This window comes from Streptomyces stelliscabiei (genome assembly GCF_014873495.1).
GTDB lineage: Bacteria > Actinomycetota > Actinomycetes > Streptomycetales > Streptomycetaceae > Streptomyces > Streptomyces bottropensis.
The window spans coordinates 7783746-7807681 of sequence record NZ_JADBGF010000001.1 but is presented as its reverse complement, the minus strand read 5'-3'; the positions used below and the strand labels follow the sequence as shown (position 1 = coordinate 7807681).

21 protein-coding genes and 2 pseudogenes are annotated in these 23936 nt (G+C 71.8%); 15 read left to right on the top strand and 8 right to left on the bottom strand.

The genetic code is table 11. The features are described 5' to 3' along the window. The first annotated feature begins 6 nt into the window (after positions 1-6). The 9 genes from H4687_RS34585 to H4687_RS34545 are packed head-to-tail and all read left to right on the top strand — an operon-like array spanning position 7 to position 10298. Positions 7-1527, top strand: a complete 1521-nt coding sequence (locus tag H4687_RS34585; protein ID WP_046914835.1) for a right-handed parallel beta-helix repeat-containing protein — start codon at positions 7-9, stop codon at positions 1525-1527. Position 1528: 1 nt separating this feature from the next. Further along, a complete protein-coding gene (locus tag H4687_RS34580; RefSeq protein WP_046914836.1) occupies positions 1529-2761 on the top strand; it encodes a membrane protein in 1233 nt (410 codons plus the stop codon). A gap of 3 nt (positions 2762-2764) precedes the next feature. Further along, positions 2765-4039 carry a glycosyltransferase gene (locus H4687_RS34575; RefSeq protein WP_046914837.1) on the top strand — a complete coding sequence of 425 codons (1275 nt, stop codon included), beginning with the start codon at positions 2765-2767 and terminating at the stop codon, positions 4037-4039. Next, complete coding sequence (locus H4687_RS34570) at positions 4036-5271, top strand: class I SAM-dependent methyltransferase (RefSeq protein WP_046914838.1); 1236 nt, start codon at positions 4036-4038, stop codon at positions 5269-5271. The genes H4687_RS34575 and H4687_RS34570 overlap by 4 nt, the downstream gene beginning before the upstream one ends. Beyond that, positions 5268-6062: a glycosyltransferase family protein gene (locus tag H4687_RS34565; protein WP_046914839.1), complete on the top strand. Its 795-nt coding sequence runs from the start codon at positions 5268-5270 to the stop codon at positions 6060-6062. Before H4687_RS34570 ends, H4687_RS34565 begins: the two co-directional genes overlap by 4 nt. Further along, positions 6059-6706 carry a PIG-L deacetylase family protein gene (locus H4687_RS34560; RefSeq protein ID WP_046914840.1) on the top strand — a complete coding sequence of 216 codons (648 nt, stop codon included), beginning with the start codon at positions 6059-6061 and terminating at the stop codon, positions 6704-6706. The genes H4687_RS34565 and H4687_RS34560 overlap by 4 nt, the downstream gene beginning before the upstream one ends. Positions 6707-6709: 3 nt before the next feature. Then, a complete protein-coding gene (locus tag H4687_RS34555; protein ID WP_046914841.1) occupies positions 6710-7735 on the top strand; it encodes an NAD-dependent epimerase/dehydratase family protein in 1026 nt (341 codons plus the stop codon). Beyond that, entirely contained in the window at positions 7732-9003 is a 1272-nt protein-coding gene (locus H4687_RS34550) for a DUF4910 domain-containing protein (RefSeq protein ID WP_225966916.1), read from the top strand. Before H4687_RS34555 ends, H4687_RS34550 begins: the two co-directional genes overlap by 4 nt. After that, positions 9000-10298, top strand: coding sequence for an MATE family efflux transporter (locus H4687_RS34545; protein ID WP_046914843.1), 1299 nt, complete (start codon positions 9000-9002; stop codon positions 10296-10298). Before H4687_RS34550 ends, H4687_RS34545 begins: the two co-directional genes overlap by 4 nt. A gap of 16 nt (positions 10299-10314) precedes the next feature. Here the strand turns inward: H4687_RS34545 and H4687_RS34540 are convergent. Then, positions 10315-11520 (bottom strand): annotated as a pseudogene (locus tag H4687_RS34540) (RNA-guided endonuclease InsQ/TnpB family protein); the annotation flags it as partial. A 161-nt stretch (positions 11521-11681) separates the two neighbouring features. Between H4687_RS34540 and H4687_RS34535 the strand changes: the two are divergent. Genes H4687_RS34535 through H4687_RS34520 form a run of 4 tightly spaced genes read left to right on the top strand, consistent with a single transcriptional unit; the run spans position 11682 to position 15757 of the window. Next, positions 11682-12629, top strand: a complete 948-nt coding sequence (locus H4687_RS34535) for a glycosyltransferase family 2 protein (protein ID WP_046914846.1) — start codon at positions 11682-11684, stop codon at positions 12627-12629. Next, the gene (locus tag H4687_RS34530) at positions 12626-13876 is read left to right on the top strand and encodes a polysaccharide pyruvyl transferase family protein (protein ID WP_046914847.1); all 1251 of its coding nucleotides are present in this window, start codon (positions 12626-12628) and stop codon (positions 13874-13876) included. Before H4687_RS34535 ends, H4687_RS34530 begins: the two co-directional genes overlap by 4 nt. After that, positions 13873-14424, top strand: coding sequence for a dTDP-4-dehydrorhamnose 3,5-epimerase family protein (locus tag H4687_RS34525; protein WP_046914848.1), 552 nt, complete (start codon positions 13873-13875; stop codon positions 14422-14424). Before H4687_RS34530 ends, H4687_RS34525 begins: the two co-directional genes overlap by 4 nt. A 7-nt stretch (positions 14425-14431) precedes the next feature. Then, entirely contained in the window at positions 14432-15757 is a 1326-nt protein-coding gene (locus tag H4687_RS34520; protein ID WP_046914849.1) for a glutamate-1-semialdehyde 2,1-aminomutase, read from the top strand. A 7-nt stretch (positions 15758-15764) separates the two neighbouring features. On the opposite strand, the gene H4687_RS34515 is transcribed toward H4687_RS34520, so the two are convergent. Next, positions 15765-16466 carry a phosphatase PAP2 family protein gene (locus H4687_RS34515; protein ID WP_046914850.1) on the bottom strand — a complete coding sequence of 234 codons (702 nt, stop codon included), beginning with the start codon at positions 16464-16466 and terminating at the stop codon, positions 15765-15767. A 71-nt stretch (positions 16467-16537) separates the two neighbouring features. After that, positions 16538-16999 (bottom strand): MarR family winged helix-turn-helix transcriptional regulator, encoded by a 462-nt coding sequence (locus H4687_RS34510; RefSeq protein WP_046914851.1) that lies wholly within the window; start codon positions 16997-16999, stop codon positions 16538-16540. A 259-nt stretch (positions 17000-17258) separates the two neighbouring features. Here H4687_RS34510 and H4687_RS34505 point away from each other — a divergent pair, with 259 nt between their 5' ends. Then, on the top strand, positions 17259-18797 hold the full coding sequence (locus H4687_RS34505; RefSeq protein WP_050399307.1) for a DHA2 family efflux MFS transporter permease subunit: 1539 nt from the start codon (positions 17259-17261) through the stop codon (positions 18795-18797). A gap of 240 nt (positions 18798-19037) precedes the next feature. Further along, a complete protein-coding gene (locus H4687_RS34500) occupies positions 19038-19817 on the top strand; it encodes a hypothetical protein (RefSeq protein ID WP_046914852.1) in 780 nt (259 codons plus the stop codon). 127 nt (positions 19818-19944) lie between these two features. Here the strand turns inward: H4687_RS34500 and H4687_RS46805 are convergent. The 5 genes and pseudogenes from H4687_RS46805 to H4687_RS34480 all read right to left on the bottom strand — a co-directional run. After that, a pseudogene (locus H4687_RS46805) lies at positions 19945-20086 on the bottom strand (transposase); the annotation flags it as partial. 47 nt (positions 20087-20133) lie between these two features. Next, complete coding sequence (gene uppS, locus H4687_RS34495) at positions 20134-21975, bottom strand: polyprenyl diphosphate synthase (RefSeq protein ID WP_233443581.1); 1842 nt, start codon at positions 21973-21975, stop codon at positions 20134-20136. Positions 21976-22026: 51 nt separating this feature from the next. Then, positions 22027-22851: an ABC transporter permease gene (locus H4687_RS34490; RefSeq protein WP_050399306.1), complete on the bottom strand. Its 825-nt coding sequence runs from the start codon at positions 22849-22851 to the stop codon at positions 22027-22029. Next, positions 22848-23453 (bottom strand): ABC transporter ATP-binding protein, encoded by a 606-nt coding sequence (locus H4687_RS34485; protein WP_050399305.1) that lies wholly within the window; start codon positions 23451-23453, stop codon positions 22848-22850. Before H4687_RS34485 ends, H4687_RS34490 begins: the two co-directional genes overlap by 4 nt. Positions 23454-23674: 221 nt before the next feature. Then, on the bottom strand, positions 23675-23821 hold the full coding sequence (locus H4687_RS34480; RefSeq protein WP_159026276.1) for a hypothetical protein: 147 nt from the start codon (positions 23819-23821) through the stop codon (positions 23675-23677). Positions 23822-23936: the final 115 nt, after the last annotated feature.

Here is a 23936-nt window from a genome sequence, read left to right as displayed (position 1 = left end):
GGACGCTTGGGGATCAAGGGACGGCGACGAGCATGGGTCACGGCACCACTGGTGCTGGCCCTGCTGGCGGCGACCGGCTGCGAGGGCACGCCGGACGCGCGGCCGAAGCCGACCACCGCACCGTCCACGTCCGTGGCCCGGGTGTGCGTTGAGCGCGCGGCCGGGCCCACCGAGGCGCCGGCCGGCGCGGTGACGGTGGACCCCGCCGTGCCCGGTGACCTGGCCGTGAAGACCGAGAGCAATCCCCCGGGCACCACGTTCTGGCTGCTCCCGGGCAAGCACCGGCTCGGCCCGGACCGCTACGCCCAGGTCCTCCCCAAGGAGGGGGACACCTACGTCGGCGCGCCGGGTGCGGTGCTCGACGGCCGGAAGACCAACCAGTACGCGTTCGGCGGGGCCGCCCCCGACGTCACGATCCGCCACCTGACCGTGCAGCGTTTCGTCGCGCCGCACGACGAGGGCGTGGTCAACCACGACTCGGCCGACGGCTGGGTCATCGAGCACACGACGGTCCAGAACAACTCCGGCGCCGGGCTGATGGCCGGCGCCCGCCAGCGGGTGCGCGGCAACTGCCTGCGCGACAACGGCCAGTACGGCATGAACGCCTACAAGGCCGACGGCCGTATCACCGGCCTGGTGGTCGAGGGCAACGAGATCGTGGGCAACAACACGGACGACTGGGAGCGGCGGCGGCCGGGCTGCGGCTGCACCGGAGGCGTCAAGTTCTGGGCCGTCGACGGCGCCGACGTACGGGGCAACTGGGTGCACGACAACCGCGGCGCCGGACTGTGGGCGGACACCAACAACAACGACTTCCGTATCGAGGGAAACCTTCTGGAGGCCAACGACGGCGCCGCGCTGATCTACGAGACCAGCTACAACGCGGTCATCCGCAAGAACCGGATCCGGCGGAACAACTGGGTCGAGGGCCGCGACTACGCCGGGCGCGGCGACAGTTTCCCGTTCGCGACCGTCTACATATCGGAGTCCGGCGGCGAGCCGCGCGTCCCGGCCCGCACGGACAAGATCGAGATCTACCGGAACGTGCTGGAGAACAACTGGTCCGGCATCACCCTGTGGGAGAACGCGGACCGGTTCTGCAACAGCCCGGCCAACACCTCCTCGGGTGAGTGCACCCTCCTGGTGAAGGACATCGGCCGCTGCGAGCGGCCCGCGATCGCCAAGGCGCCGCTGTACGACGACTGCCGGTGGCGGACCCAGCGGGTGGACATCCACGACAACCGCTTCACGCTGGACAGGTCCGTCCTCGGCTGCACGGCGAAGTGCGACCGCATGGCGGTGCTGGCCAACTACGGCACCTATCCGGACTGGTCGCCCTACCGGGGCGAGCGGGTGGCCGAGGCGATCACGCGCAAGCAGCACAACCGCTGGCACGACAACGTCTACCGGGGACCGTGGAGGTTCGTCGTCCACGACCCGAGCCGGGTCCTGGACTACTCCCAGTGGCGGGACGCGCCGTACCGGCAGGACGCGGGCAGCAAGTACCGCGCCGGGAAGGGCGGTTGAGATGCCCACCGACCACACGTCGAAGATCGTCGGGACGGTCTGGGGGCTGTTGGTCCTCAACACGCTCGGCTCCGCCGGGGCGAGGACCATCGTCCCGCTGCCCCGCTCACTCATCCAGATGGCCACCATGGGCGCGCTGGTGGCCGCGTTCGCGCTGGCGCTCGTGGTCAATCCCCGGCTGCGCGTGCGGCCCAACGCCTTCCTGTTCCTGCTGACCCTGCTGCTGGTGCCGAGCGTGATCTCCAGCGCGGACCTGGAGTCCGGGTTCGGCGCGGTGTTCCGCTGCGCCCGGCTGGCGCTCTTCGTCAGCACGCTGTGGCTGCTCACCCGCTGGTGGGACGGCGACCTGCGGTTCGTCCGGCTCCACATCCGGATGTACTTCGTGGTCCTCGGGTCGGTGGCCGTCGGCGCGGTCGTCTCCCCGGGCGCCGCCCTGCCCGAGCTGTACGGCGGGCGCCTGGTCGGTGCGCTGTGGCCGCTCACCCCGCCGCAGATCGGACAGTACGCGGCGGTGATCATCGGGCTCTCCGTGCTGCTCCTGCTGGGCCGCCGGACGACCCGGGGCAGCGCGGCGCTGGTCATCGTGCCGTCCCTGGTCCTGCTCGCGCTGACCCACACCCGCACGGCCACGCTCGGGATGCTGATCGGGCTGGTGCTGGCGATCGGCTCGCTCTTCCTGACCAGCACCGCCGCCCGCCGGTTCTTCGCCTGGGTGGTGCTGTGCGCCGCCGTGGCCGCGGTGGGGTTCGGCCCCGCGCTGCGGTCGTGGTTCCTGCGCGGCCAGAGCCAGGAGAACTTCACCAGCCTCACCGGCCGGGCCAAGGTCTGGGAGGCGCTGCTGGCGGCACCCCGGACGACCTCGGAGTACCTGTTCGGCACGGGCCTGGGCGACAAGTCCTTCGGCGGGCTGCCGATCGACAACAGCTGGCTGGCCGTCTTCAACGAGCAGGGGATGACCGGGGTGACGCTGGTGGCGGCGATCATCGTCGTCCTGGGCGGCGTCGCGCTGCTGCGGCCGCCCTCGCTGTCGAGGGCCTGCGCGATCTTCCTGATCAGCTACTGCGGGATCGCGTCGTACACCGAGGCCGGGCTGGGCGACGCCTCGCCGTACCTGCTCCATCTGGCGGTGGCGGCCTCCCTGTTGGCGGTGCCCGGCACGGCCACCGCCCTCCCGGCCCCCACAGTCCCCCGACGGCGCGTCACGCGCTGGGTCCGAAGAACGGAGGTGGCCTGAAGCATGCACGTCCTCGTGGTGCACAACCGTTACGCCTCGGCGCAGCCGAGCGGCGAGAACAAGGTCGTCGACCAGGAGGTGGCGCTGCTGCGCGGAGCGGGCCACCGGGTCGAGGTGTTCGAGCGGCGCAGCGACGACATCGCCGCCCGGTCCCTGCCGGGCAAGGCCGCGATCCCGCTGCTGGTGCCGTGGAACCCGGCGGTCCGCAGGGAACTCGCCGCGAAGCTGCGCGCCGAGCGGCCGGACGTGGTGCACGTCCACAACGTCTTCCCGTTGCTGTCGCCGGCGGTGCTGGCCGCCTGCGCGGACGCCGGGGTGCCGGCCGTCGCCACGCTGCACAACTACACCCAGGTCTGCCCGCCCGGCACGCTGCAGCGCGACGGCCGGCCGTGCGCCGAGTGCGTCGGGTCCGCGCCGCTGCCCGCCGTCCGGCACGGCTGCTACCGCGGCTCCCGGCTCGCCACGGTGCCGCTCGCGGTCAGCCTGTCGGTGAACCGGCGGCGGTGGTGGTCCGGCGTGGAGCGGTTCTTCTGCATCTCGGCGGCGCAGCGCGAGGTCCTGGTGCGCTCCGGGATGCCGGCCGAGCGGCTGGCCGTGAAGCACAACTTCGTACCCGACCCGGGTCCGCGCCGGGAGGGCGACGGCGAGCACCTGCTGTACCTGGGCCGGCTCGCGGAGGCCAAGGGCGTACGACTGCTCATGGCCGCCTGGGACGAGCTGACCGCCGGCGGCGGGGTGGGCGTGCCGCTGGTGATCGCCGGGGCGGGGCCGCTGGAGCCGGAGGTGACCGCCTGGGCGGCGGGCCGCGACGACGTGCGGTACGCCGGCCTGTACGACACCGCGCAGGTCCGCGAGGCCGTCGCGCGGTCGGTCGCCGTGGTGGCGCCCTCGACGTGGCTGGAGGCGTTCGGCCTGGTGGTCGTGGAGGCGATGGCGGCCGGGGTCCCGGCCGTCGCCGCCGGTCACGGCGCCTTCGTCGAACTCGTCGAGGACGGGGTGACCGGGCTGCTGCACCGGCCGGGCGAGGCCGCCTCGCTCGCGTCCTGTCTGCGCCGGATCACGGCCGACCCGGCCCTGGGCCGGGAGCTGGGCCGGGCGGCCAGGAGCCGTTACGAGCGGGACTTCAGCCCGGCGGTCGGGCTGGAGCGCCTGGTGGAGGGGTACCGCTCCGCGATCGCGGGGCGGTCCGGCGGCGGGGACGGCCCGGCGCCGGTAGGGGACGCAAGCACTGGCTCGCGGCGGGTGCGCCCGCGTGAGCGGGATGGGGGCAGTAGATGACCGGATGCCGACTCTGCGGCTCGTCGGCGCTGGAGAGCGTCGTCGACCTGGGGGCGACCCCGCCGTGCGAGAGCTTTCTCGCCGCGGAACAACTGGACCTGCCGGAACCGGCGTACCCGCTGCACCTGCGGGTCTGCACGGACTGCTGGCTCGCGCAGATCCCTCCGTTGATCACACCGGAGGAGACGTTCGAGGAGTACGCGTACTTCTCCTCCTTCTCCACCTCCTGGGTGGAGCACGCGCGCGCTTTCGTCGCGGGCGCCGTGGAGCGGGTGGGCCTCGGCCCCGACGACTTCGTGGTCGAGGTCGCGAGCAACGACGGGTACCTGCTGAGGCATGTGGTGGACCGGGGGATCCGCTGCCTCGGCGTCGAGCCGTCGGTGAACGTCGGGGCGGCGGCGCGGGAGGCGGGGGTGCCCACGCTCACGGCGTTCCTGGGCGCGGACACCGGCGCCGGCGTCCGCGCCGAGCACGGCCCGGCGGACCTGGTCGTGGCCAACAACGTGTACGCGCACATCCCCGACGTCGTCGGGTTCACCCAGGGGCTGCGGGCCCTGGTCGCCGACGACGGCTGGGTCTCCATCGAGGTGCAGCACCTGCTGACCCTGATCGAGGAGAACCAGTACGACACGATCTACCACGAGCACTTCCAGTACTACACGGTCGCGGCCGCGATCCGGGCGCTGGCGAGCGGCGGGCTCACGCTCGTGGACGTCGAGCTGCTGCCCACGCACGGCGGGTCGATCCGACTGTGGGCCCGCCCGTCCGAGGTGGCCGGCGAGCCCACCGCGCGGGTGGCGGACGTGCTGGCCCGGGAGAAGGCGGCCGGGCTGCAGGAGCTGTCCGGGTACACCGAGTTCTCCGCCCGGGTGGCCAAGGTGCGCCGGGACCTGCTGCGGTTCCTCATCGACGCGGCCGAGCGCGGCGAGACGGTCGTCGGCTACGGCGCCCCGGGCAAGGGCAACACCCTGCTCAACCACTGCGGCATCCGGCCCGACCTGCTGGCGTACACGGTCGACCGCAACCCCTACAAGCACGGCAGGTTCACCCCGGGCACCCGCGTCCCGATCCTGCCGCCCGAGCGGATCGCCGCCGACCGGCCGGACTACGTCCTGGTCCTGCCGTGGAACCTGCGGGCCGAACTGGTCGAGCAGCTGGCGTACGTGCACGAGTGGGGCGGCCGGCTGGTCTTCCCGATACCGGAACTGAGCATTGTCGAGGTCAAGGCATGAAGGTCGTCCTGTTCTGCGGCGGTTACGGCATGCGGATGCGCAACGGAACCTCCGACGACGTGCCCAAGCCGATGGCGATGGTCGGCCCGCGCCCGCTGATCTGGCACGTCATGCGCTACTACGCGCACTTCGGGCACACGGAGTTCATCCTCTGCCTCGGCTACGGGGCCCACCACATCAAGAACTTCTTCCTCACCTACGAGGAGACGACGTCCAACGACTTCGTGCTGCGCGGCGGGCGGACCGAACTGCTGTCCACCGACATCGCCGACTGGACGATCACGTTCGCGCAGACCGGCGTCGAGTCGCCGATCGGTGAACGGCTGCGCCGGGTGCGTCACCACCTCGACGGCGACGAGATGTTCCTCGCCAACTACGCCGACGTGCTCACCGACGCCCCGCTCCCGACGATGATCGACTCCTTCGCCCGGCGTGACGCCGGCGCGTCGATGATGGTGGTGCCGCCGCAGTCCTCGTTCCACTGCGTGGACCTGGGCGAGGACGGCCTGGTGGGGGGCATCACCGCGGTCAGCGACATGCCGCTGTGGGAGAACGGCGGTTATTTCGTGCTCCGCCAGGAGATCTTCGACCACATCCCGGAGGGCGGGGACCTGGTCGCCGACGGCTGCGCGCAACTGGCCAAGCAGGGCCGCCTGGTGGCGCACCAGCACCGCGGCTTCTGGAAGCCGACCGACACCGTCAAGGAGCGGGCCGCGCTCGACGACGCCTACGCCCGGGGCGAACGCCCGTGGGCCGTGTGGGAACGGGACGCCACCGGGGTGGGCGCGTGATCCGGCTCGGCGCCGGGCGCCCGGACCGGGTCGTCGCGGTGGGCGCGCACTGCGACGACATCGCCATCGGCGCCGGTGGCACGCTGCTGACGATGTGCCTGGCGCGCCCGGGCCTGCGCGTCGACGCGCTGGTGCTGTCCGGCGGCGGCAGCGACCGGGAGCAGGAGGAGCGGGCCGCGCTCGCCGCCTTCTGCCCGGGCGCCGACCTGCGGCTGACCGTGCACAAGCTGCCGGACGGCCGGCTGCCCGCGCACTGGGAGGAGGCCAAGGCCGCGGTCGAGGAGCTGCGCGCGGCGACGGACCCGGACCTCGTGCTGGCCCCGCGCACCGACGACGCCCACCAGGACCACCGCGGCCTGGCGAAGCTGATCCCGACCGCGTTCCGCGACCACCTGGTGCTCGGCTACGAGATCGTCAAGTGGGACGGCGATCTCGGCCGTCCGGCGGCGTACCAGCCGCTCTCGCCGGAGACCGCCGAGCGGAAGGTGGGGCTGCTGCAGGAGCACTACCCCTCGCAGCGCCACCGGCCCTGGTACGACCGGGAGGCCTTCCTCGGCCTCGCCCGGATCCGCGGTATCGAATGCCACGAGCGCTACGCCGAGGCGTTCGCCGTCACCAAACTCACGCTCAACCTGGGGGGTTGAACCATGCGCGTACTCCTGACCGGACACCAGGGCTACCTGGGCACCGTGATGGCCCCGGTCCTCGCCGAGGCCGGGCACGAGGTCGTCGGCCTCGACGCCGGCCTGTTCGCCGACTGCGTGCTGGGGCCGAAGCCGGCGGACCCGCCGGGTACCCGGGTGGACCTGCGCGACGTCACGGCCGCACACGTGGCCGGGGTCGACGCCGTGATCCACCTGGCGGCCCTGTCCAACGACCCGCTGGGCTCGCTCGCGCCGCAGCTCACCTACGACATCAACCACCACGCGTCCGTGACGCTGGCCCGGCTGGCCCGCGACGCCGGGGTGCGGCGCTTCCTGTACGCGTCGACGTGCTCGGTGTACGGCGCCGCCGGCGGTGACGAGTTGGTGGCCGAGGGCGCCCCGCTGCGCCCGGTGACCCCGTACGCGGAGTCCAAGGTGCGGGTGGAGGACGACCTGCACGCGCTGGCCGACGGCGACTTCAGCCCGGTGTACATGCGCAACGCCACCGCCTTCGGCTACTCCCCCCGGCTGCGCGCCGACATCGTGCTGAACAACCTGGTGGGCCACGCGCTGCTGTCCGGCGAGGTGCTGGTGCTCTCCGACGGCACCCCCTGGCGCCCGCTGGTGCACGCCGCCGACATCGCGCGGGCCTTCACGGCCGCGCTGGACGCGCCGCGCGAGGCGGTGCACGACCGGGCGTTCAACATCGGCACCGAGACCAACAACGTGACGGTGGCCGAGATCGCCGAGCAGGTCGCCGAGGCGGTGTCCGGCGCGAAGGTGGTGATCACCGGCGAGAACGGGGCCGATCCCCGGTCGTACCGGGTGGACTTCTCCCGGTTCCGGGCCGCGATCCCCGGCTTCGACTGCGAGTGGTCGGTGAAGCGGGGCGCGCTCGAACTCGCCGACGCCTACCGGAAGTTCGGGCTGACCCAGGAGGCCTTCGAGCGCCGCTTCACCCGACTGGCCGTGCTGCGGGCGGCGTCCGGGGCCGGCACCGTCGACGACACCCTGCGGTGGCGCGGATGACCGTCGGCGAGGAGATGCACGCGCTGGTGGAGCGGTTGTACCCGCTGTGCCGGAGCATCACCGGCGACGGGGTGCGCGCCACCCTGGACATCGTCGGCGAGTACATCCCGCTCCAGGTGCACGAGGTGCCGACCGGGACCCAGGTGCTCGACTGGACGGTGCCGCAGGAGTGGAACATCCGGGACGCCTACATCGCCGACGCCGCGGGCAACCGGGTCGTCGACTTCGCCGCGTCCAGCCTGCACGTGCTCGGCTACAGCGTGCCGGTGTCGGCGACGATGCCGCTGGCCGAGCTGCGCGAGCACCTGTACACGCTGCCGGAGCAGCCGGGCTGGGTGCCGTACCGCACCAGCTACTACAAGCCGCAGTGGGGGTTCTGTCTCTCCCAGGACACCCTGGACGCGATGCCGGACGGCGAGTACGAGGTCTGCGTGGACTCCACGCTCGCCGACGGCCACCTCACCTACGCCGAGCACGTGGTCCCCGGGCAGATCGCCGACGAGGTGATCGTCTCCTGCCACGTCTGCCACCCGTCGCTGGCCAACGACAACCTGGCCGGCGTCGCGGTGGCGACGTTCCTGGCCCGGGCGCTGGCGGAGCGGACCCCGTACTACACCTACCGCTTCATCTTCGCGCCCGGCACCATCGGGGCGATCACCTGGCTGGCCCGCAACGCGGAGAGGATCGAGCGGGTCAAGCACGGTCTGGTGCTGGCCTGCGCGGGCGACCGGGGCCGGCTGACGTACAAGCTGAGCCGGCGCGGCGACGCCGAGATCGACCGGGTGATGCGGCATGTGCTGACCGCCTCCGAACGCCCGCACCACATCGCCGAGTTCACTCCGTACGGCTACGACGAGCGGCAGTACTGCTCGCCGGGCTTCGATCTCGGCGTGGGCTCGCTCAGCCGGACCCCGTACGCCGGTTACCCGGAGTATCACACCTCGGCGGACAACCCGGACTTCGTCACCCCGGAGGCGATGACGGACACGCTCACCCTGTGCCGCGAGGCGTTCGCCGTGCTCGACGGCAACCGGCGGTACGTGAACCTCAGCCCGTACGGCGAGCCGCAGCTGGGCCGGCGCGGCCTGTACGACTCGCTCGGCGGCCGCAGCGACGCCAAAGAGGCCCAGATGGCGATGCTCTGGGTGCTCAGCCTCTCCGACGGCGAGCACGCGCTGCTGGACGTGGCCGAGCGGGCCGGGCTGCCCTTCGACACCGTCGCCGCCGCGGCCGGCGCCCTGCACGGCGCCGGGCTGATCAAGGCATGACGCCAGTGACCACCGAGAAGGAGAAGGCGACGGCACGGGCCGGACCCGCCCGGCGGGCCCTGCTCGGCCGGCTGTCCTGGGGGCTGGCCGACCAGGCGGCCTCCAGCATGACCAACTTCGCGGTGGGGATCTACGTCGCGCGCTCGCTCGGGCTCACCGCGTTCGGTGTGTTCAGCCTGGCCTGGGTGACGTACGGCGTGGTGCTCAGCGTCTCCCGGGGACTGGCCACCGACCCGCTCGTGGTGCGCTTCAGCGGGGTGCCGGAGGACTCCTGGCGCGGGGCGGTGACCCGTTCGTCGGGTACCGCGCTCGGCGTCGGCGGCGTCATCGGCGCGGCCTGTCTGGTGGCGGGACTGGCCGTCGGCGGTCCGGTGGGGCCCGCCTTCGCCTGCCTCGGGGTCCTGCTGCCGGGGCTGCTGCTGCAGGACGCCTGGCGGTACTCGTTCTTCGCCGCCGGCACCGGGCGGAAGGCGTTCGTCAACGACCTGGTGTGGGGCGTCGCGCTCGTCCCGGCCATGGTGGTGGCGGCCCGCGTGGGCACGGTGGCCGCGTTCGTCCTCGCCTGGGGCGCGTCCGCCGCGGTCGCCGCGGTGTACGGCTGCCTCCAGTCCGGCATCCGGCCTCGGCTGACCGGAGCGCGCGCCTGGCTGCGCGAGCACCGGGACCTCGGCTACCGGTACCTGGTCGAGAACACCTGCCTCAGCGGCGCGGCCCAGCTGCGGGCGTACGGGCTCGGCGCGATCGTCGGGGTCGGCGCGGTGGGTGTGGTCCGGGGCGCCGAGCTGCTGCTCGGCCCGTTCCTCGCCGTGCTGATGGGGCTGTCGCTGGTCACCGTCGCGGAGGCGGCGCGGGTGCTGCGGCGGGCCCCGCACCGGCTCGGCAGGTTCTGCCTCCTCCTCGGCGGCGCGCAGGCCGTCGCCGCGCTGCTCTGGGGCGCGGCCCTGCTGCTGGTGCCGGACCACTACGGCGAACTCGTGCTCGGCGACGTCTGGCAGGCCGCCTCGGAACTGATCGTGCCGGCCACGCTCGGTGTCGCGGGCGCCGGTCTCGGCACCGGCGCGGCGGCCGGGCTGCGCGCGCTCGGCGCGGCCCGCCGCAGTCTGCGCTGCCAGCTGTTCGCCTCCGCCTGCTACGTCGCCGGGGGCCTCGGCGGGGCGGCCGCGGCCGGCACGGTCGGCTCGGCCTGGGGCGTCGCCGCCGCGACCCTCGCGAGCTCCGCCGTGTGGTGGCTGCAGCTGCGCTCCGCCCTGCGCGAGCACCACCAGGACTCCATCCGCGAAGTGAGGACGCCTTGACTTCCTCCCCCGCCTCAAGGCGGGGGAGTCCAGCGGTCGCCCGCTGGGTTTCCTGCTTCACCGACGACCGCCCCGTCCGGGAGGACTCCCGTTGAGGTCTTACACCGTCTCCACAGGCAGACGCCGCCAGCCCGGCGGCGAGATTGTTGCGTGCCGCGTTCACGTCGCGGTCATGCACCGTGCCGCAGTCGCACGTCCACTCGCGGACGTTCAGCGGCATCTTCGCCCGGACCGTCCCGCAGGCCCCGCCCAGCTTGGAGCTGGGGAACCAGCGGTCGATCACCACGAGTTCGCGCCCGTACCAGGCGCACTTGTACTCCAGCATGGAGCGCAGTTCCATCCACGACGCGTCCGAGACGGCGCGCGCGAGCCTGCCGTTCTTCAGCAGGTTGCGGACGGTGAGGTCCTCGATCACGACCGTTTGGTTCTCACGGACGAGACGAGTCGACAGCTTGTGCAGGAAGTCCCGGCGCCGGTCGGCGATCCGGGCATGGACGCGGGCGGCCTTCACGCGGGCCTTGGCCCGGTTGTTGGAGCCCTTGGCCTTGCGGGACAGCTCTCGCTGAGCGCGGGCGAGACGGGTGCGGTCCCGGCGCTCATGCTTCGGGTTGGCGATCTTCTCCCCGGTGGACAGGGTCACCAGGGAGGTGATCCCGGCGTCCAGGCCGACCGCCGCGTCGGTGGCGGGGGCCGGGGCGATGGTGTCCTCGACGAGCATCGAGACGAACCAGCGCCCGGCGCTGTCACGGGACACGGTCACCGTCGTCGGCTCCGCCCCCTCGGGAAGCGGACGCGACCAGCGGATGTCCAGGGGCTCGGCCGTCTTGGCCAGAGTCAGTCGCCCGTCGCGCCACGTGAAGGCGCTGCGGGTGTACTCGGCCGACGACCGGGACTTCTTCCGGCTCTTGTAGCGCGGGTACTTCGCCCGCCTGGCGAAGAAGTGCCCGAACGCCGTCTGGAGATGGCGCAGCGCCTGCTGGAGCGGGACGGAGGACACCTCCGTCAGGAAGGCCAGCTCCTCGGTCTTCTTCCACTGCGTCAGCGCGGCCGACGACTGCACGTAGGAGACGCGGCGCTGCTCGCCGTACCAGGCCCGGGTGCGGTCCTCCAGCGCCTTGTTGTACACGAGGCGGACGCAGCCGAACGTGCGCGACAGCTCGGCCGCCTGCTCGTCCGTGGGGTGAAAGCGGTACTTGAAAGCCCGCTTGACCTGCTGCGTCACGCCTCACGCCGTATCAGATTCCGTGTGAGTGACGGGTGCCGGCCGATGGACGACGTACGCCGGTCCGCCCTCGCGACGAACCGGCCTTCCCTGCCCTGCTCCGGAGGAGCGTCGTTTCCTCCCCGGCCGGAAGGCCGGGGTATCCACGAAGGAGAGCCCCGATGACCGCCCAACCCAGGCTGAGCATCGGCCTGCCCGTCTACAACGGCGAGGAGTACCTCGCAGAGTCGTTCGACGCCCTGCTCGGCCAGACCTACGAGGACTTCGAGCTGGTCGTCTCCGACAACGCCTCGACCGACGGGACCGAGGACATCTGCCGCCGGTACGCGGCGAAGGACTCCCGCATCCGGTACATCCGGCTGCCCCGCAACATCGGCGCCGCGCCCAACCACAACTACGTGTTCACCGAGTGCCGCGGCGAGCTGTTCAAGTGGGCCTCGCACGACGACCTGTACGCCCGGGACCTGCTGCTGCGCTGCGTCGAGGCGCTGGACGAACGGCCGGACGTGGTCCTCGCGCACAGCGACCAGGCGGTCATCGACGAGGACGGCAAGGTGAAGGTCCCCTACGCGTACGGGCTCGCCACCGACTCCCCGCACGCCCCGGAGCGTTTCCGCAGCCTGCTGTTCGAGCCCGGCGGCGACGACTTCTACGGGGTGATGCGGGCCGACATGCTGCGCCGGGTGAAGCCGCACGACAGCTACCACCACGCGGACCGCACGTTCGTCGCCGAGATCACCCTGCACGGGCCCTTCCACCAGGTGCCCGAGCTGCTGTACTTCCGCCGCGACCACCCCACCCGCGCCGAGCGGGCGAACCCCTCCAAGCGCTCCCGGTGCGTCAACCTGGACCCGCGCCGGGCGGGCCCGCTGCACCCGACCCCCCGGTTGCTCGCCGAGTACGTCTGGGGCTTCGTCTCGGCGATCCGGCGGGCGCCGCTGTCCCCGGCCGACCGGCGCGCGTGCCACCGTCATCTGGCCGCGTGGATGACCAGCCGGGTCCGGCCGGGCGCGGGCGAGCGGGTGGAGGACCGCGCCCCGGTCGACCCGGACCTGCTGACCGTCTCCGTCGACGACCTCGTCGCCGGCCGTGAAGGCAGGCAGGCATGACGTCCGCGCCCGGGAGGCCGGTACGCGTCGGGGTGTTCGGCCTGCTCGGCTCCGGCAACCTCGGCAACGACGGGTCCCTGGAGGCCGTGCTCGGCCACCTCCGCGCCGCGCGTCCGGAGGCGGTCGTGGACGCGCTGTGCGGCGGGCCGGAGGTCGTCACGGCCCGGTACGGCATCCCCGCGACGCGGCTGCACTGGTATCGCGGGGAGTACCGGACCGCCTCCCGGGCGGGTGCGATCGCGGGGAAGGGGCTGGGCAAACTCGTCGACGCCTTCCGCACCGCCGCCTGGGTGCGCCGGCACGACGTGGTGATCGTGCCGGGCATGGGCGTCCTGGAGGCCACGCTGCCGCTGCGGCCGTGGGGGTTCCCGTACGCGCTGTTCCTGCTGTGCGCGAGCGGCCGGCTGTCCGGCACCCGGGTCGCGCTGGTCGGCGTCGGGGCCGGCCCGATCGGCAACCGGGCGACCCGGACCCTGGTGCGCTGGTCGGCGCGGCTGGCCGCGCACCGGTCGTACCGGGACGAGCTGTCCCGCGACGCCCTGCGGGCGATGGGCGTGGACACCTCGCGCGACGAGGTCCACCCGGACCTCGCCTTCGCCCTGCCGGTGCCGCAGGTGAGCGCGGCCGGCGACCCGCCGGGCCTCGTGTGCGTCGGCGTCATGGACTTCCACGGCGGCGACGACGACCGCGACCGCGCCGAGGAGATCCACCGGCGCTACCTGGAGGGGACGACCCGCTTCGTCCGCGCGCTGGCCGAGGAGGGCAGGCCCGTCCGGCTGCTCACCGGCGACACGTGCGACGCGCCGGTGGTCGCCGCGATCCTCGACGCGGTGGACTCGCCGCTGGTCACCGCCGCCGAGGCGACCTCGCTGGCCGACCTGCTGAAGGAGACGGCGGCCGCCGGCACCGTGGTGGCGACCCGCTACCACAACCTGGTCTGCGCGCTGAGGGCCGGCACCCCGACGCTCGCCCTCGGCTACGCGGCCAAGAGCGACGCGCTCATGGCGCGGATGGGGCTGGACCCGTACTGTCATCCGGCTCGCGAGGTCGACGCCGACCGGCTGCTCGAACAGTTCCGGGAGCTGGAGAAGAACGCGGCGGACGTACGGCGGACCCTCGCCGAGCGGAACCTGACCGTCGCCCGGCAGCTCGACCGGCAGTTCACTGCTCTGACAGCGGCCCTGTTCCCGGTGACCGGCCGCACCCGCACCCCCTCCCCCGCGCCCACCCGGCAGGAGACACCATGAGAACGACCGCCGTCCCGGAGATCTCCGGCGCCTACCTGTTCGAGCCGACGCCGTACGCCGACGAACGCGGATTCTTCTGCCGCACCTTCGACGCCGACGTGGTCCGCTCGGTGGGGCTCGACCCGGACGCCTTCATCCAGGACAGCCTGTCCCGCTCGGTGGGAGGTGTGCTGCGCGGCCTGCACCTGCGCTCCGGCGCCGGCGAGGCCAAGCTGGTGCGGTGCTCGTACGGGAAGATCTTCGACGTCGTCGTGGACCTGCGGCCCCACTCGCCGACGTACCTGGGCCGTGCCTTCTTCGAGCTGTCCGGCGAGACCCAGACGACCCTGTACATCCCGGCGGGCTGCGCGCACGGTTTCCAGGCGCTGACCGCGACCGCCGACACCTCGTACCGGATCGACCGCCCGCACGACCCGGCCGAGGACGTGACGATCGCCTTCGACGACCCGGAACTGGCCATTCCCTGGCCCCTGCCGGTCACGTCGATGTCCGAGCGGGACCGGAAGGCGCCGAGCCTCGCCGAAGTCCTGAAGCACAGGGAGAGTTGAGACCGCCATGGACACCGAAGAGTACGAACTGCCCCGGTCGCGGGCGGCCAACGAGCGGCTGCACGCCCTCGTGCCCGGCGGCGCGCACACCTACGCCAAGGGAGACGACCAGTACCCGGAGCACCTGGCCCCGGTCATCAGCCACGGCAGCGGCGCCCATGTGTGGGACGTCGACGGCAACCGCTACATCGAGTACGGCTCCGGCCTGCGGTCGGTCAGCCTCGGGCATGCCCACCCGCGCGTGACCGAGGCGGTGCGCCGGGAACTCGACCGCGGCAGCAACTTCGTACGGCCGTCCGTCGTGGAGGTCGAGGCCGCGGAACGCTTCCTGGCGACGGTGCCGACCGCCGACATGGTGAAGTTCGCGAAGAACGGCTCCGACGCCACCACCGCCGCGGTGCGCCTCGCGCGTGCCGCCACCGGGCGCCCGCGGGTGGCCCTCTGCGCCGACCATCCGTTCTTCTCCACGGACGACTGGTTCATCGGCACCACGGCGATGTCCGCCGGCATCCCGTCGGCCACCAACGACCTCACCGTGACGTTCCCCTACGGGGACCTGGCCGCCACCGAGGAACTGCTCACCCGGTACCCGGACGACATCGCCTGCCTGATCCTCGAACCCGCCACCCACAGCGAACCGCCGCCCGGCTACCTGGCCGGCCTGCGCGAACTGGCCGACCGGCACGGCTGCGTCCTGGTCTTCGACGAGATGATCACCGGCTTCCGCTGGTCCGAGGCGGGCGCCCAGGGCCTGTACGGCGTCGTCCCCGACCTCTCCACGTTCGGCAAGGCGCTGGGCAACGGCTTCGCCGTCTCCGCGCTGGCCGGACGCCGCGCCCTGATGGAGCTGGGCGGACTGCGCCACTCCGGCGACCGGGTGTTCCTGCTGTCCACCACGCACGGTGCGGAGACGCACTCCCTGGCGGCCGCGATGGCCGTGCAGAGCACCTACGTCGAGGAGGGCGTCACCGCGCGGCTGCACACCCTCGGCGAGCGGCTGGCCACCGGCGTGCGTGAAGTCGCCGCCGCCATGGGCGTGGGCGACCACGTCGTCGTCAAGGGCCGGCCCAGCAACCTGGTCTTCGCCACCCTCGACGAGCACGGGCGGCCCTCGCAGGAGTACCGCACCCTGTTCCTGCGCCGGCTCCTCGCGGGCGGGGTGCTGGCCCCGTCGTTCGTGGTGAGCGCCGCGCTCGACGACGCCGACATCGATCGGACCGTCGACGTGGTCGCCCAGGCGTGCGCGGTGTACCGGAAGGCGCTGGACGCCGGCGACCCCATGCCCTGGCTGTCCGGACGGCCGGTGAAACCGGTGTTCCGCCGCCTGGCGTGAGGGAACGTCAGCGAGGCCCCGGCCGGCCGGCCGTCCGGTCGACCAGCCACGCGGTGGCCGGTGTCACCGCCAGCGCGGTGCACCAGCCGCCGAGGACGTCGGTCGGGTAGTGCGCGCCCAGGGCGACCTGCGCCCAGCCCATGGCGGCCCCGGCGGCCGACGCGGCGGCGAGCACGAGGGTGAGGCCGGCCGTCCTGCCGAGGCGGAGCCGCCCGGCCGCGAGCAGCGCCACCGCGAGGGCGAGCGCGGTGAGGAAGGCGGTGTGCCCGCTCGGGTACGAGAGGTTGTCGTCGCCGTGGATGGTGCGTCCGACCAGGGACTTCAGCAGCGTGGTCGCCCCCACGGCGGCGCCGACCGAGGCGAGGGCGAACACCGCGGCCCGAGGACGCCGCAGCAGCAGGAGACAGCCCGCCACGACGGCCACGACCAGCGCCGCCGCCCCGACGGGCTCCCCCAGAAAGTCCGTGCCGAGAGCGACCCGCCGCCATGAGGGCCCCACCCCGTCGACCACCGCCGAGACCCGCACGTCCACCGCACCGGGCTCCCCGTCCCCGGCGAACAGAACCCCACCGACGACGACCCCCAGCGCGGCGAGAACGGCCACCGTCCCGAGCCACGCACGCAACACCACCGGAAGCACGGGCGGCGCGGCCCGCCGCCCCCCACGTCCGTCGGGCCCGACCCCGGCATGGTCCTCGACCTCCGCCACCAACGACCTCCCGTCGTGTCCCTGGGCGCCAGCCCTACCAAGAAGGCGCCGACGCAGAGAAGGTGACGTGCTCACGGGGTGGCGGCTCCCGCCGCACTGTGCCGGAAGCGGGAGACAAGAGATGCCCAACGGTCGTCGAAGGAGGCGACATCGAGCAGTCCGGTCAGCTCCTCACGGCAGCGCGCCTCGGCCCGCTCACCGCGCTCGGCGCCCGCGGGCGTCAGCATGCAGTACACGCCGCGGCGGTCGTGCTCGCAGGAGACCCGGGCCGTGAGGCCCTTGTTCTCCAGGCGGGTGACGAGCCGGCTCATGGACGACTGGTCGAGCCCGACCGCGGTGGACAGCTCCTGCACCCGAGTGCCGCGTTCGTGACCGTGCCGCAGCTCGATCAGCACCATCAGCTCGGGCAGGGAGATCTGGTGCTCGCTCGCCAGCATCCTCTCCAGCGACTGGTTGAGCTGACCGACCATCAGCGTCATCCGACGCCACAGGTCGAACTCACCGGAACGCCCTCCACGGTCATCGGCCGACATGTCCGCCTCCCCTTCGTTCGCTGCCCCCACCACTGTAGCCACATCGCGCATAGAACATGTCTACGCATATGTTTTCCACTCCCCTCCCCCGCGTAACCGACCCCACCACCAAGCCGATCAGCACGACAGGAAGGAATCTGTCCGAAAACTAGATGCAGGCACATGCACTTATATTCCTACTGTGAGGGACGCACAGAGCGCGGCGTCGTTCGGCGCCCGGCGCCCGTCCCCGACTGCATCGACCCCAGGCGGTACGCACATGACACGCGGAACTCCCGAACCGACCACGTCACCCGACACAGCACCCGATCCCTCGCAGACCGCTCCAGCGGCGGCGGAGAGCGCCGACGAGGCGAACGACGAACTCGACCCGGCGTTCATGCGCATGGCCGGTGTCCTGCTGCTCGCCCTGCTGATGGCGCTGCTGGACGAGACGATCGTCAACGTCGGCGTGAAGACGCTCAGCGGCGAGTTCGGCTCGCCGCTCGCGACCGTCCAGTGGGTGACCGCCGGCTATCTGCTCGCCGTCGCCGTCGCCACACCGTTCGCGGGCTGGGCCGTCGACCGCTTCGGCGGCCGCACGATGTGGCTCGCCGCCGTCTCCCTGTTCGTCCTCGGCTCGGTGCTGTCGGGCTTCGCCTGGTCCATCGAGTCGCTGATCGCGCTCCGGGTGCTCCAGGGTCTCGGTGGCGGCATGATCGTCCCCGTCGTGCAGAGCGTCCTCGCCACGACCGCGGGCCCCACGCGCGTCGCCAAGGCCATGGCACTGATCTCGCTGCCCCTCACCCTCGGCCCGATCCTCGGCCCCGTCCTCGGCGGTGTCCTCGTGGATGCCGTGAGCTGGCGCTGGATGTTCCTGATCAACCTGCCCATCGGTCTGATCGCCCTGCTGCTCGCGCTGCGCACCCTGCCCGCCGACCAGCACGCCGGCCGCCCCGAGGAGCGTCTGGACGTCCTCGGCCTGGCGCTGCTCTCTCCCGGGTTCGCGGCCCTCGTCTACGGCTTCACGACGGCCGCGCACTCCGGTGACGCGTCGTCACCGAAGGTGCTCGTCGCCTTCGGCGCCGGTGTGCTCCTGCTCGTCGGATACGCGGTGCACGCGCTGCACACCTCGGTCACACCGCTCATCGACCTGCGTATGTTCGCCAAGCGCGGCTTCACCATGGCCGTCGTCACGATGTTCTTCGTCGGCGCCGTCGCCAACGCCCTGCTGCTCCTGACCCCGCTGTACTACCAGCAGTCCCGCGGGTTCGGCGCCCTGCACGCCGGTCTGCTGCTGATTCCCTCCGGCATCCTCGGCGCCGTCGGCGCGATCACCTCCGGCAGGACGGCGAACAAGGTCACCGCGCGGCTCACCTCCGCGGTCGGCATGTTCGTCACCGCACTCGGCGCGCTCGCCTTCGCCCAGATCGGCTCGGGCACGAACACCGCCTTGCTGTCCGTCGCCTTCGGCCTCACCGGCTACGGCATCGGGCTGACCGCGCCCGGCACCATGGCCTTCATGTACAGGGCCGTCGGCGAGGCCGGCGCGGCGCGGGCGACCAGCGCGCTGTTCATCTGCAACCAGATCGGCGGCGCGCTCGGCATCGCGGTCATCGCGATCACCCTGCAGGAGCGGCTCGGCACATCCGGCGAGCACCCCGCGGGGGCGTACGGCGGCTCGTACTGGGTCATCATCGCCTTCAGTCTGATCGCGGCCCTCGCTGCCCTCGCCCTCCCCGGCTCCTTCCGCGCGGAAGGCCCCCCGGAGCAGCCCACCGGGGACAAGGGCGCCCTCCCGCAATCCACCCAGGTCTGACCCGCCGCATCCCCGACATCGGCCCCACCCCACAGCCGCTGGACCGGTGTCACGTCGGCGTCGCCAAGGTTGCGGGGCCCGACGGCTCCACTCTCCGCCCGGTAGCCCGACAGGAGTGCACCCGCGACAAGTCTCTCCGCCGAATCCCTGAGGTCGAGAGGATGGGGGAAGAGAGCGGGTCTGCGTGGTGAAGTGTGGGCCGGCCTCTGATCACTCCGACAGCAGGGAGCGTTTCTTCCGATGACCGCACAGCCCGTACACCCTGAGCCCGTCGGGCCCGAGACCGCCTCGGTCATCGATGTCCCGCCGTTCAAGCCTTCTCTCGTCAAAGCGGTGTTCAGGGAGGTGACCTCGATGCACGTCTCTCGGTCGGCCGCGTGGGCCGCCGCGTCGGTGACGCGGACAGTGCTGACGGAGATCATCGACGGCGCGAGGAGGGCGGCGGCGGTAGAGGCCCGGAAGAAGCTGCTCCCCGGGGACCTCCTCTCGGCGATCGACCGGAACGTCGAGCTTGAGGTGGGGAACAAGTGGTACGACCACAGCCCGACGTTTCGAGGTCTGACCGGTGTCCTGTACGACGCCGAGGGTGTCATCGTGCCTTCTCGTAAGCGCGGCGGGTCGCGCAAACCGAGTGCGGTGGTCGGCGCCCACAGGTTCGAGGCTGGGGTCAGGAAGCTGCTGCGGAGCCGGGGGACGACGGCCGTCCCAGCGATGGTCCGCGACCTGGACGGAATCGCGAGCACGTTCCTGACGGACCTCGCCCGGGACGCGGCCATGGTCGTCCGCGAGGGCGGGAGCAAGCGTTTCGGTACGGTCACCCTGGTGATTCCGGGGGAACCGGCCCCGCCCCCGTTCCCCAAGGATTCCCTCGGGGACCTGTCCGCCCGTAGGGGGGACAGGTGGACCATCGGCAGGGATGACGTCCTGGCCGCCACCACGATTCAGTTGTTCGGCGGCGACCTCAGGCAGCGAGCCCTCGCCGAAGCACGCGATGCGACACACAACACCTCAGCCGGCTGAGCGGGTGCGCTCGACATCGCAGTCGCGGCACCGTCGATCGCGGCAGCGATGACGACCCTGTCGATCTCCAGGGGCAGACGCTCCGGGTCGGCGGTGACGGCCTGTTCCGTCGGACCGTCCACGCCGAGGCACACGGTCCCAGCAGGACCTGGGCGGCGGCGCGGTCTCCGGTGTCCGCGGCGGTGACCATCACCCCCAGCAGCAGACCGAGGGTGTCGACCACGACGTGCCGCTTGGCGCCCATTGATCAGCTTGCCGCCGTCGAAGCCACGGCAGTCCGACCCGACGACGGCGACCGGGTTCGACTCAGTTCCGATCAGGAGACGGATGTCCTGGTGGACGATGGGGTGGGAGTGGCGCCGTGGCGGCGTTGACGGCGGCTGTATTCGGTGATCGCGTGCCATAGGTGGCGTCGGTCGATGTCGGGCCAGAAGTCGGGGGTGAAGTGCAGCTCGGCGTAGGCGGTGTGCCAGGGCAGGAAGTTGGAGGTGCGCTGTTCGCCCCCGGTACGCCACAGCAGGTCGACATCCGGCATGTCGGGGTGGGGCAGGTGGCGGGCGAAGTCCTTTTCGCTGATGTGGTCGGGGTCGAGTCGTCCGTCGTGTACGTGGTGAGCGAGCGCGGCGGTGGTGCGGGTGATCTCGTCGCGGCCGCCGTAGTTGATGCACATGGTCAGCGTCAGGCTGGTGCGGCCGCGGGTGGTGCGTTCCTGGCGGCGGAGCAGGTCGACGACATCGGTGGGGAGCTTGCCGGTGCGGCCGTGCCAGCGCATGTGGACGTCGAGAGCGTGGAAGGGGTTGTCGGTCAGCTCACCGCGCATGACGTCGAGGATGGCGTCGACTTCCTCGACGTCGCGTTTCCAGTTCTCCGTGGAGAAGGTGTACAGGGTCAGGTGGCGCAGGCCGATCTCGAGTGCGCCATGGACCGTCTCGCGCATGGCGGCGGCTCCGGCTCGGTGGCCGGCGTGCCGGGGCAGGCCGTGTTGTTGGGCCCAGCGGCCGTTGCCGTCCATGATCACGGCGACGTGGACGGGCATCTGCTCGGCCGGGATTCGCGGGGGAGGGTGACCGGCGGGGTGGGGAGGTGGCGCGCTGAACGTGCCGTCTCGCGCTGCCCGCGCGGCGGGCAGCGCGTTGTGTGGGGTTGGGCGGTGCGGGGGTGGCACGGTGACGGGGGTGAGGGTCCAGGCCAGGGCGGCGCGGGTTCGGGCGGGGGCGAGGATGCGGACGCTGGTGAGGAGGCTGGGCCGGGGCGGGGTGCGCAGGAGGGTGGGACCGGCGGCGACGATGGCGTCGAGCTGGGCACGGAGCAGGTCGGCCATGGTGTTCAGGATGGTGGCGGGGCCGGGGTGCATGCCCCGAGTGAGGGCGGGCTGGGTCACCCACCGGCGGGCCAGGCCGCTCAGGTGGGTGATCAAGCTGCTGACAGCGGGGCTCCAGCGCAGGTCTGCCAGGTCGCCTGCGGCTTTCGGGTAGCGGTCGAGGGCGTCGTCGGGCAGGAGGAGATCGCCCTGGGCGAGGTCGGCGGACAGGTCGGTGAGGATGTCGGTGAGGCGGACGCCGTCAAGGAACTCCTCATAGACTTCCTGGGTGTCCAGGCGCAGTGCCACGGGTGTGCCGGCCTTGTCGAAGAGTTCGCGGACCTGGTCGAACCAGGGCAGCAGGTTGGCGCGGCCCCAGGAGCGCCAGGCGCTCCAGTCGGCGAAGCGTCGGCCATGGGCGTCGTCCCGGACCAGGGTCATCGCATCGTGCAGTTCGCTCAGGTCCAGGCGCCAGCGCTGCGAGGTGTCCACCAGCGCGTGACGGACCAGGTCCGTGCTGGTCCCGGTCATCAGCTCGCGCTCCAGCGCGGTGATCCACTGCTCGACCCGTGCGGCCCTCTCAGGCGGGGGAACGGTACGGTCGTCGGCCAGGTCGTCGATGGCGTTGGCTGCCGCCCACAGAGCCCAGCAGGCGGGGCGCAGTGCGGCGGGCACCAGTTGGATCAGCGCGTACTCGGCCCGGTCTCGCTCCCTGGTCAACCGCCGGCAATGCCGGTACGCCGCCCGCAGCGTCCGATCATTGCCGATCACCGCCCAGGACGACTTCGCCGGGGGTCCCGCCGGCGTCGTCACTGCGGTCTGCTGGACCTGGGAGATGCGTTCATCCGTGGCTGTCACATCGCGCCCAACGATGCCGGAAGGCATCCGGTTGCGGCCTAGTCGCGCATGTCACAGCAGGTCAACGGTCTGCTGATGCCGGGCGGAAGGCTCCGACACAGGCCCGTGCGGTGTCACCGTCAGAGTGGTGCGGGTACGCCGGTGGAAGGCGAGCAGGCCCAGCAGCGCCGCCGCGGTGAACCAGGCCAGCTGCCAGAGCACGTAACGGGGTACCGGGACGGAGGAGAAACCTGCGGCGGTGGCCGCCTGCATGGCGCCGTAGGACGGCAGGAACCGGGTGATCGTGCTGCCCGCACCGGAACTCGTGATCGGGTTTTGCAGCAGAAGATCCACGATGCTGGTCATCACGATGGCGAACATGCCCTCGACCTCCCGGCGCAGCAGCGCACCGAAACCGACCCCCAGCACGCCATAGGTCAGCCCGGCGCAGAAGAACGCCGTGGTCAGCAGCACCGGCTGGCGGGGTGTCCAGGTCAGGCAGGTCACCGCGGTGGCGTATGCGGCGATCAGGGCGCAGACGAAGGTGAGCGCCACGACCTTCGCCGCGACCAGATGTGTGCGGGGATAGCCGGCCATGGCCAGACGCCGGTCGAAGCCGCTGCTGGTGAAGGTCGCGGCGAACATGAGGAAACCAGTGATCAGAGTGACGGCGTTGAGCGCGCCGCTGATCGCGGTGATCTCGTTACCCCGAGGAGCCAGCAGCTCCCCGGTGGCCCGCAGGTGCAGACGGGCCGAGGTATCGGGGATCGCAGAGTGCGCCAGCAGGACCCACACGGGCAGGAACAGGGCGATCAGCACCACGGCAAAGCGGTTGCGGGCGTGCTCCACCAGCGCGTACCGCGTGGCCGTGGTGAGCAGCATCATCTGATTCCTCATGCCGCACCCGCCAACTGCGAGTGAAGCCGGCCACCGCTCAAACACCACAGCTCATCCAAACGCTCGGTGTCGTAGGCCAGATGGGAAACCACCAGGACCGAACGCCCCCGATCACGCAGACGGCCCGCCAGTTGCCAGAACCGCAGGTAAGTGTCCCAGTCGAACCCTTGGTACGGCTCGTCCAACAGCAGCACCTGCGGATCGTGCATCAACGCCAAAGTGAGGTTCAGCTTCTGCCGCGTGCCGCCGCTGAGCACCCCGGCCCGCTCATCGAGGTACTCGGCCAGGCCGAGCACCTCCATCACCTCCTGAGCGTGCCGCAGGTCCTCCAGCCGGAACGCCGCCTGGAGGAAGGCGAGGTGCTGGCGCACGGTCAGCGCGTCGTTGAGCACCACCTGTTGCGGGCAGTATCCAAACCGGCCGGCGTGTCGAACCTGGCCGCCGGACGGCCGAAGCTCCCCAGCCAGGATCTTCAGCAGGGTGGACTTGCCTGCACCGTTCTCTCCCACAATGCCGGTCAGCGCCCCTGCCGGCAGTCGCAGATCGACTCCCCGCAGCACGCGCCGTTTCCCGTAGTAGTGGTGCACATCAATGACTTCCACCAGTACAGCCCCAGCCAGCACACTCGATGACGGTGATCCACTGCGACAACGAATGCGTTGGGGGAGAGAAACGGGCCCCCGAAAGACGGGATGCCTTCAAGCTCACGACTGCACCCTGGGCGGTGACCCTCGCGAACCTGAAGACGAGGTGCGCCCGCGCCGCAGCCAGGAGAGCAACACAGCGGGAGCGGCTGCCGGTCGCCGCAGGTTTCGGCGGTCTGTCAGACGATCTTCGGGTCGTAGGGGCCGGCGAGGGGGACGTGGCCGTCGTTCGTCTGAATCCACAGCTGGAACCTGCCGACGGGGAGATCTCGGGAGGTCGGGACGGATACCGTGCCGCCGGTGTCCCGGACGTATCGCCAGCCCATGACGACACATGCTCCCTGAGGCGAGTCGACGCGGACGGCGCTTCCGTGCGGCCGTTGGAAGGGTCGTGCACGTGCAGGGTTGGGCAGCGGACCGCAGGGGGAGCCTGTGTCCTGC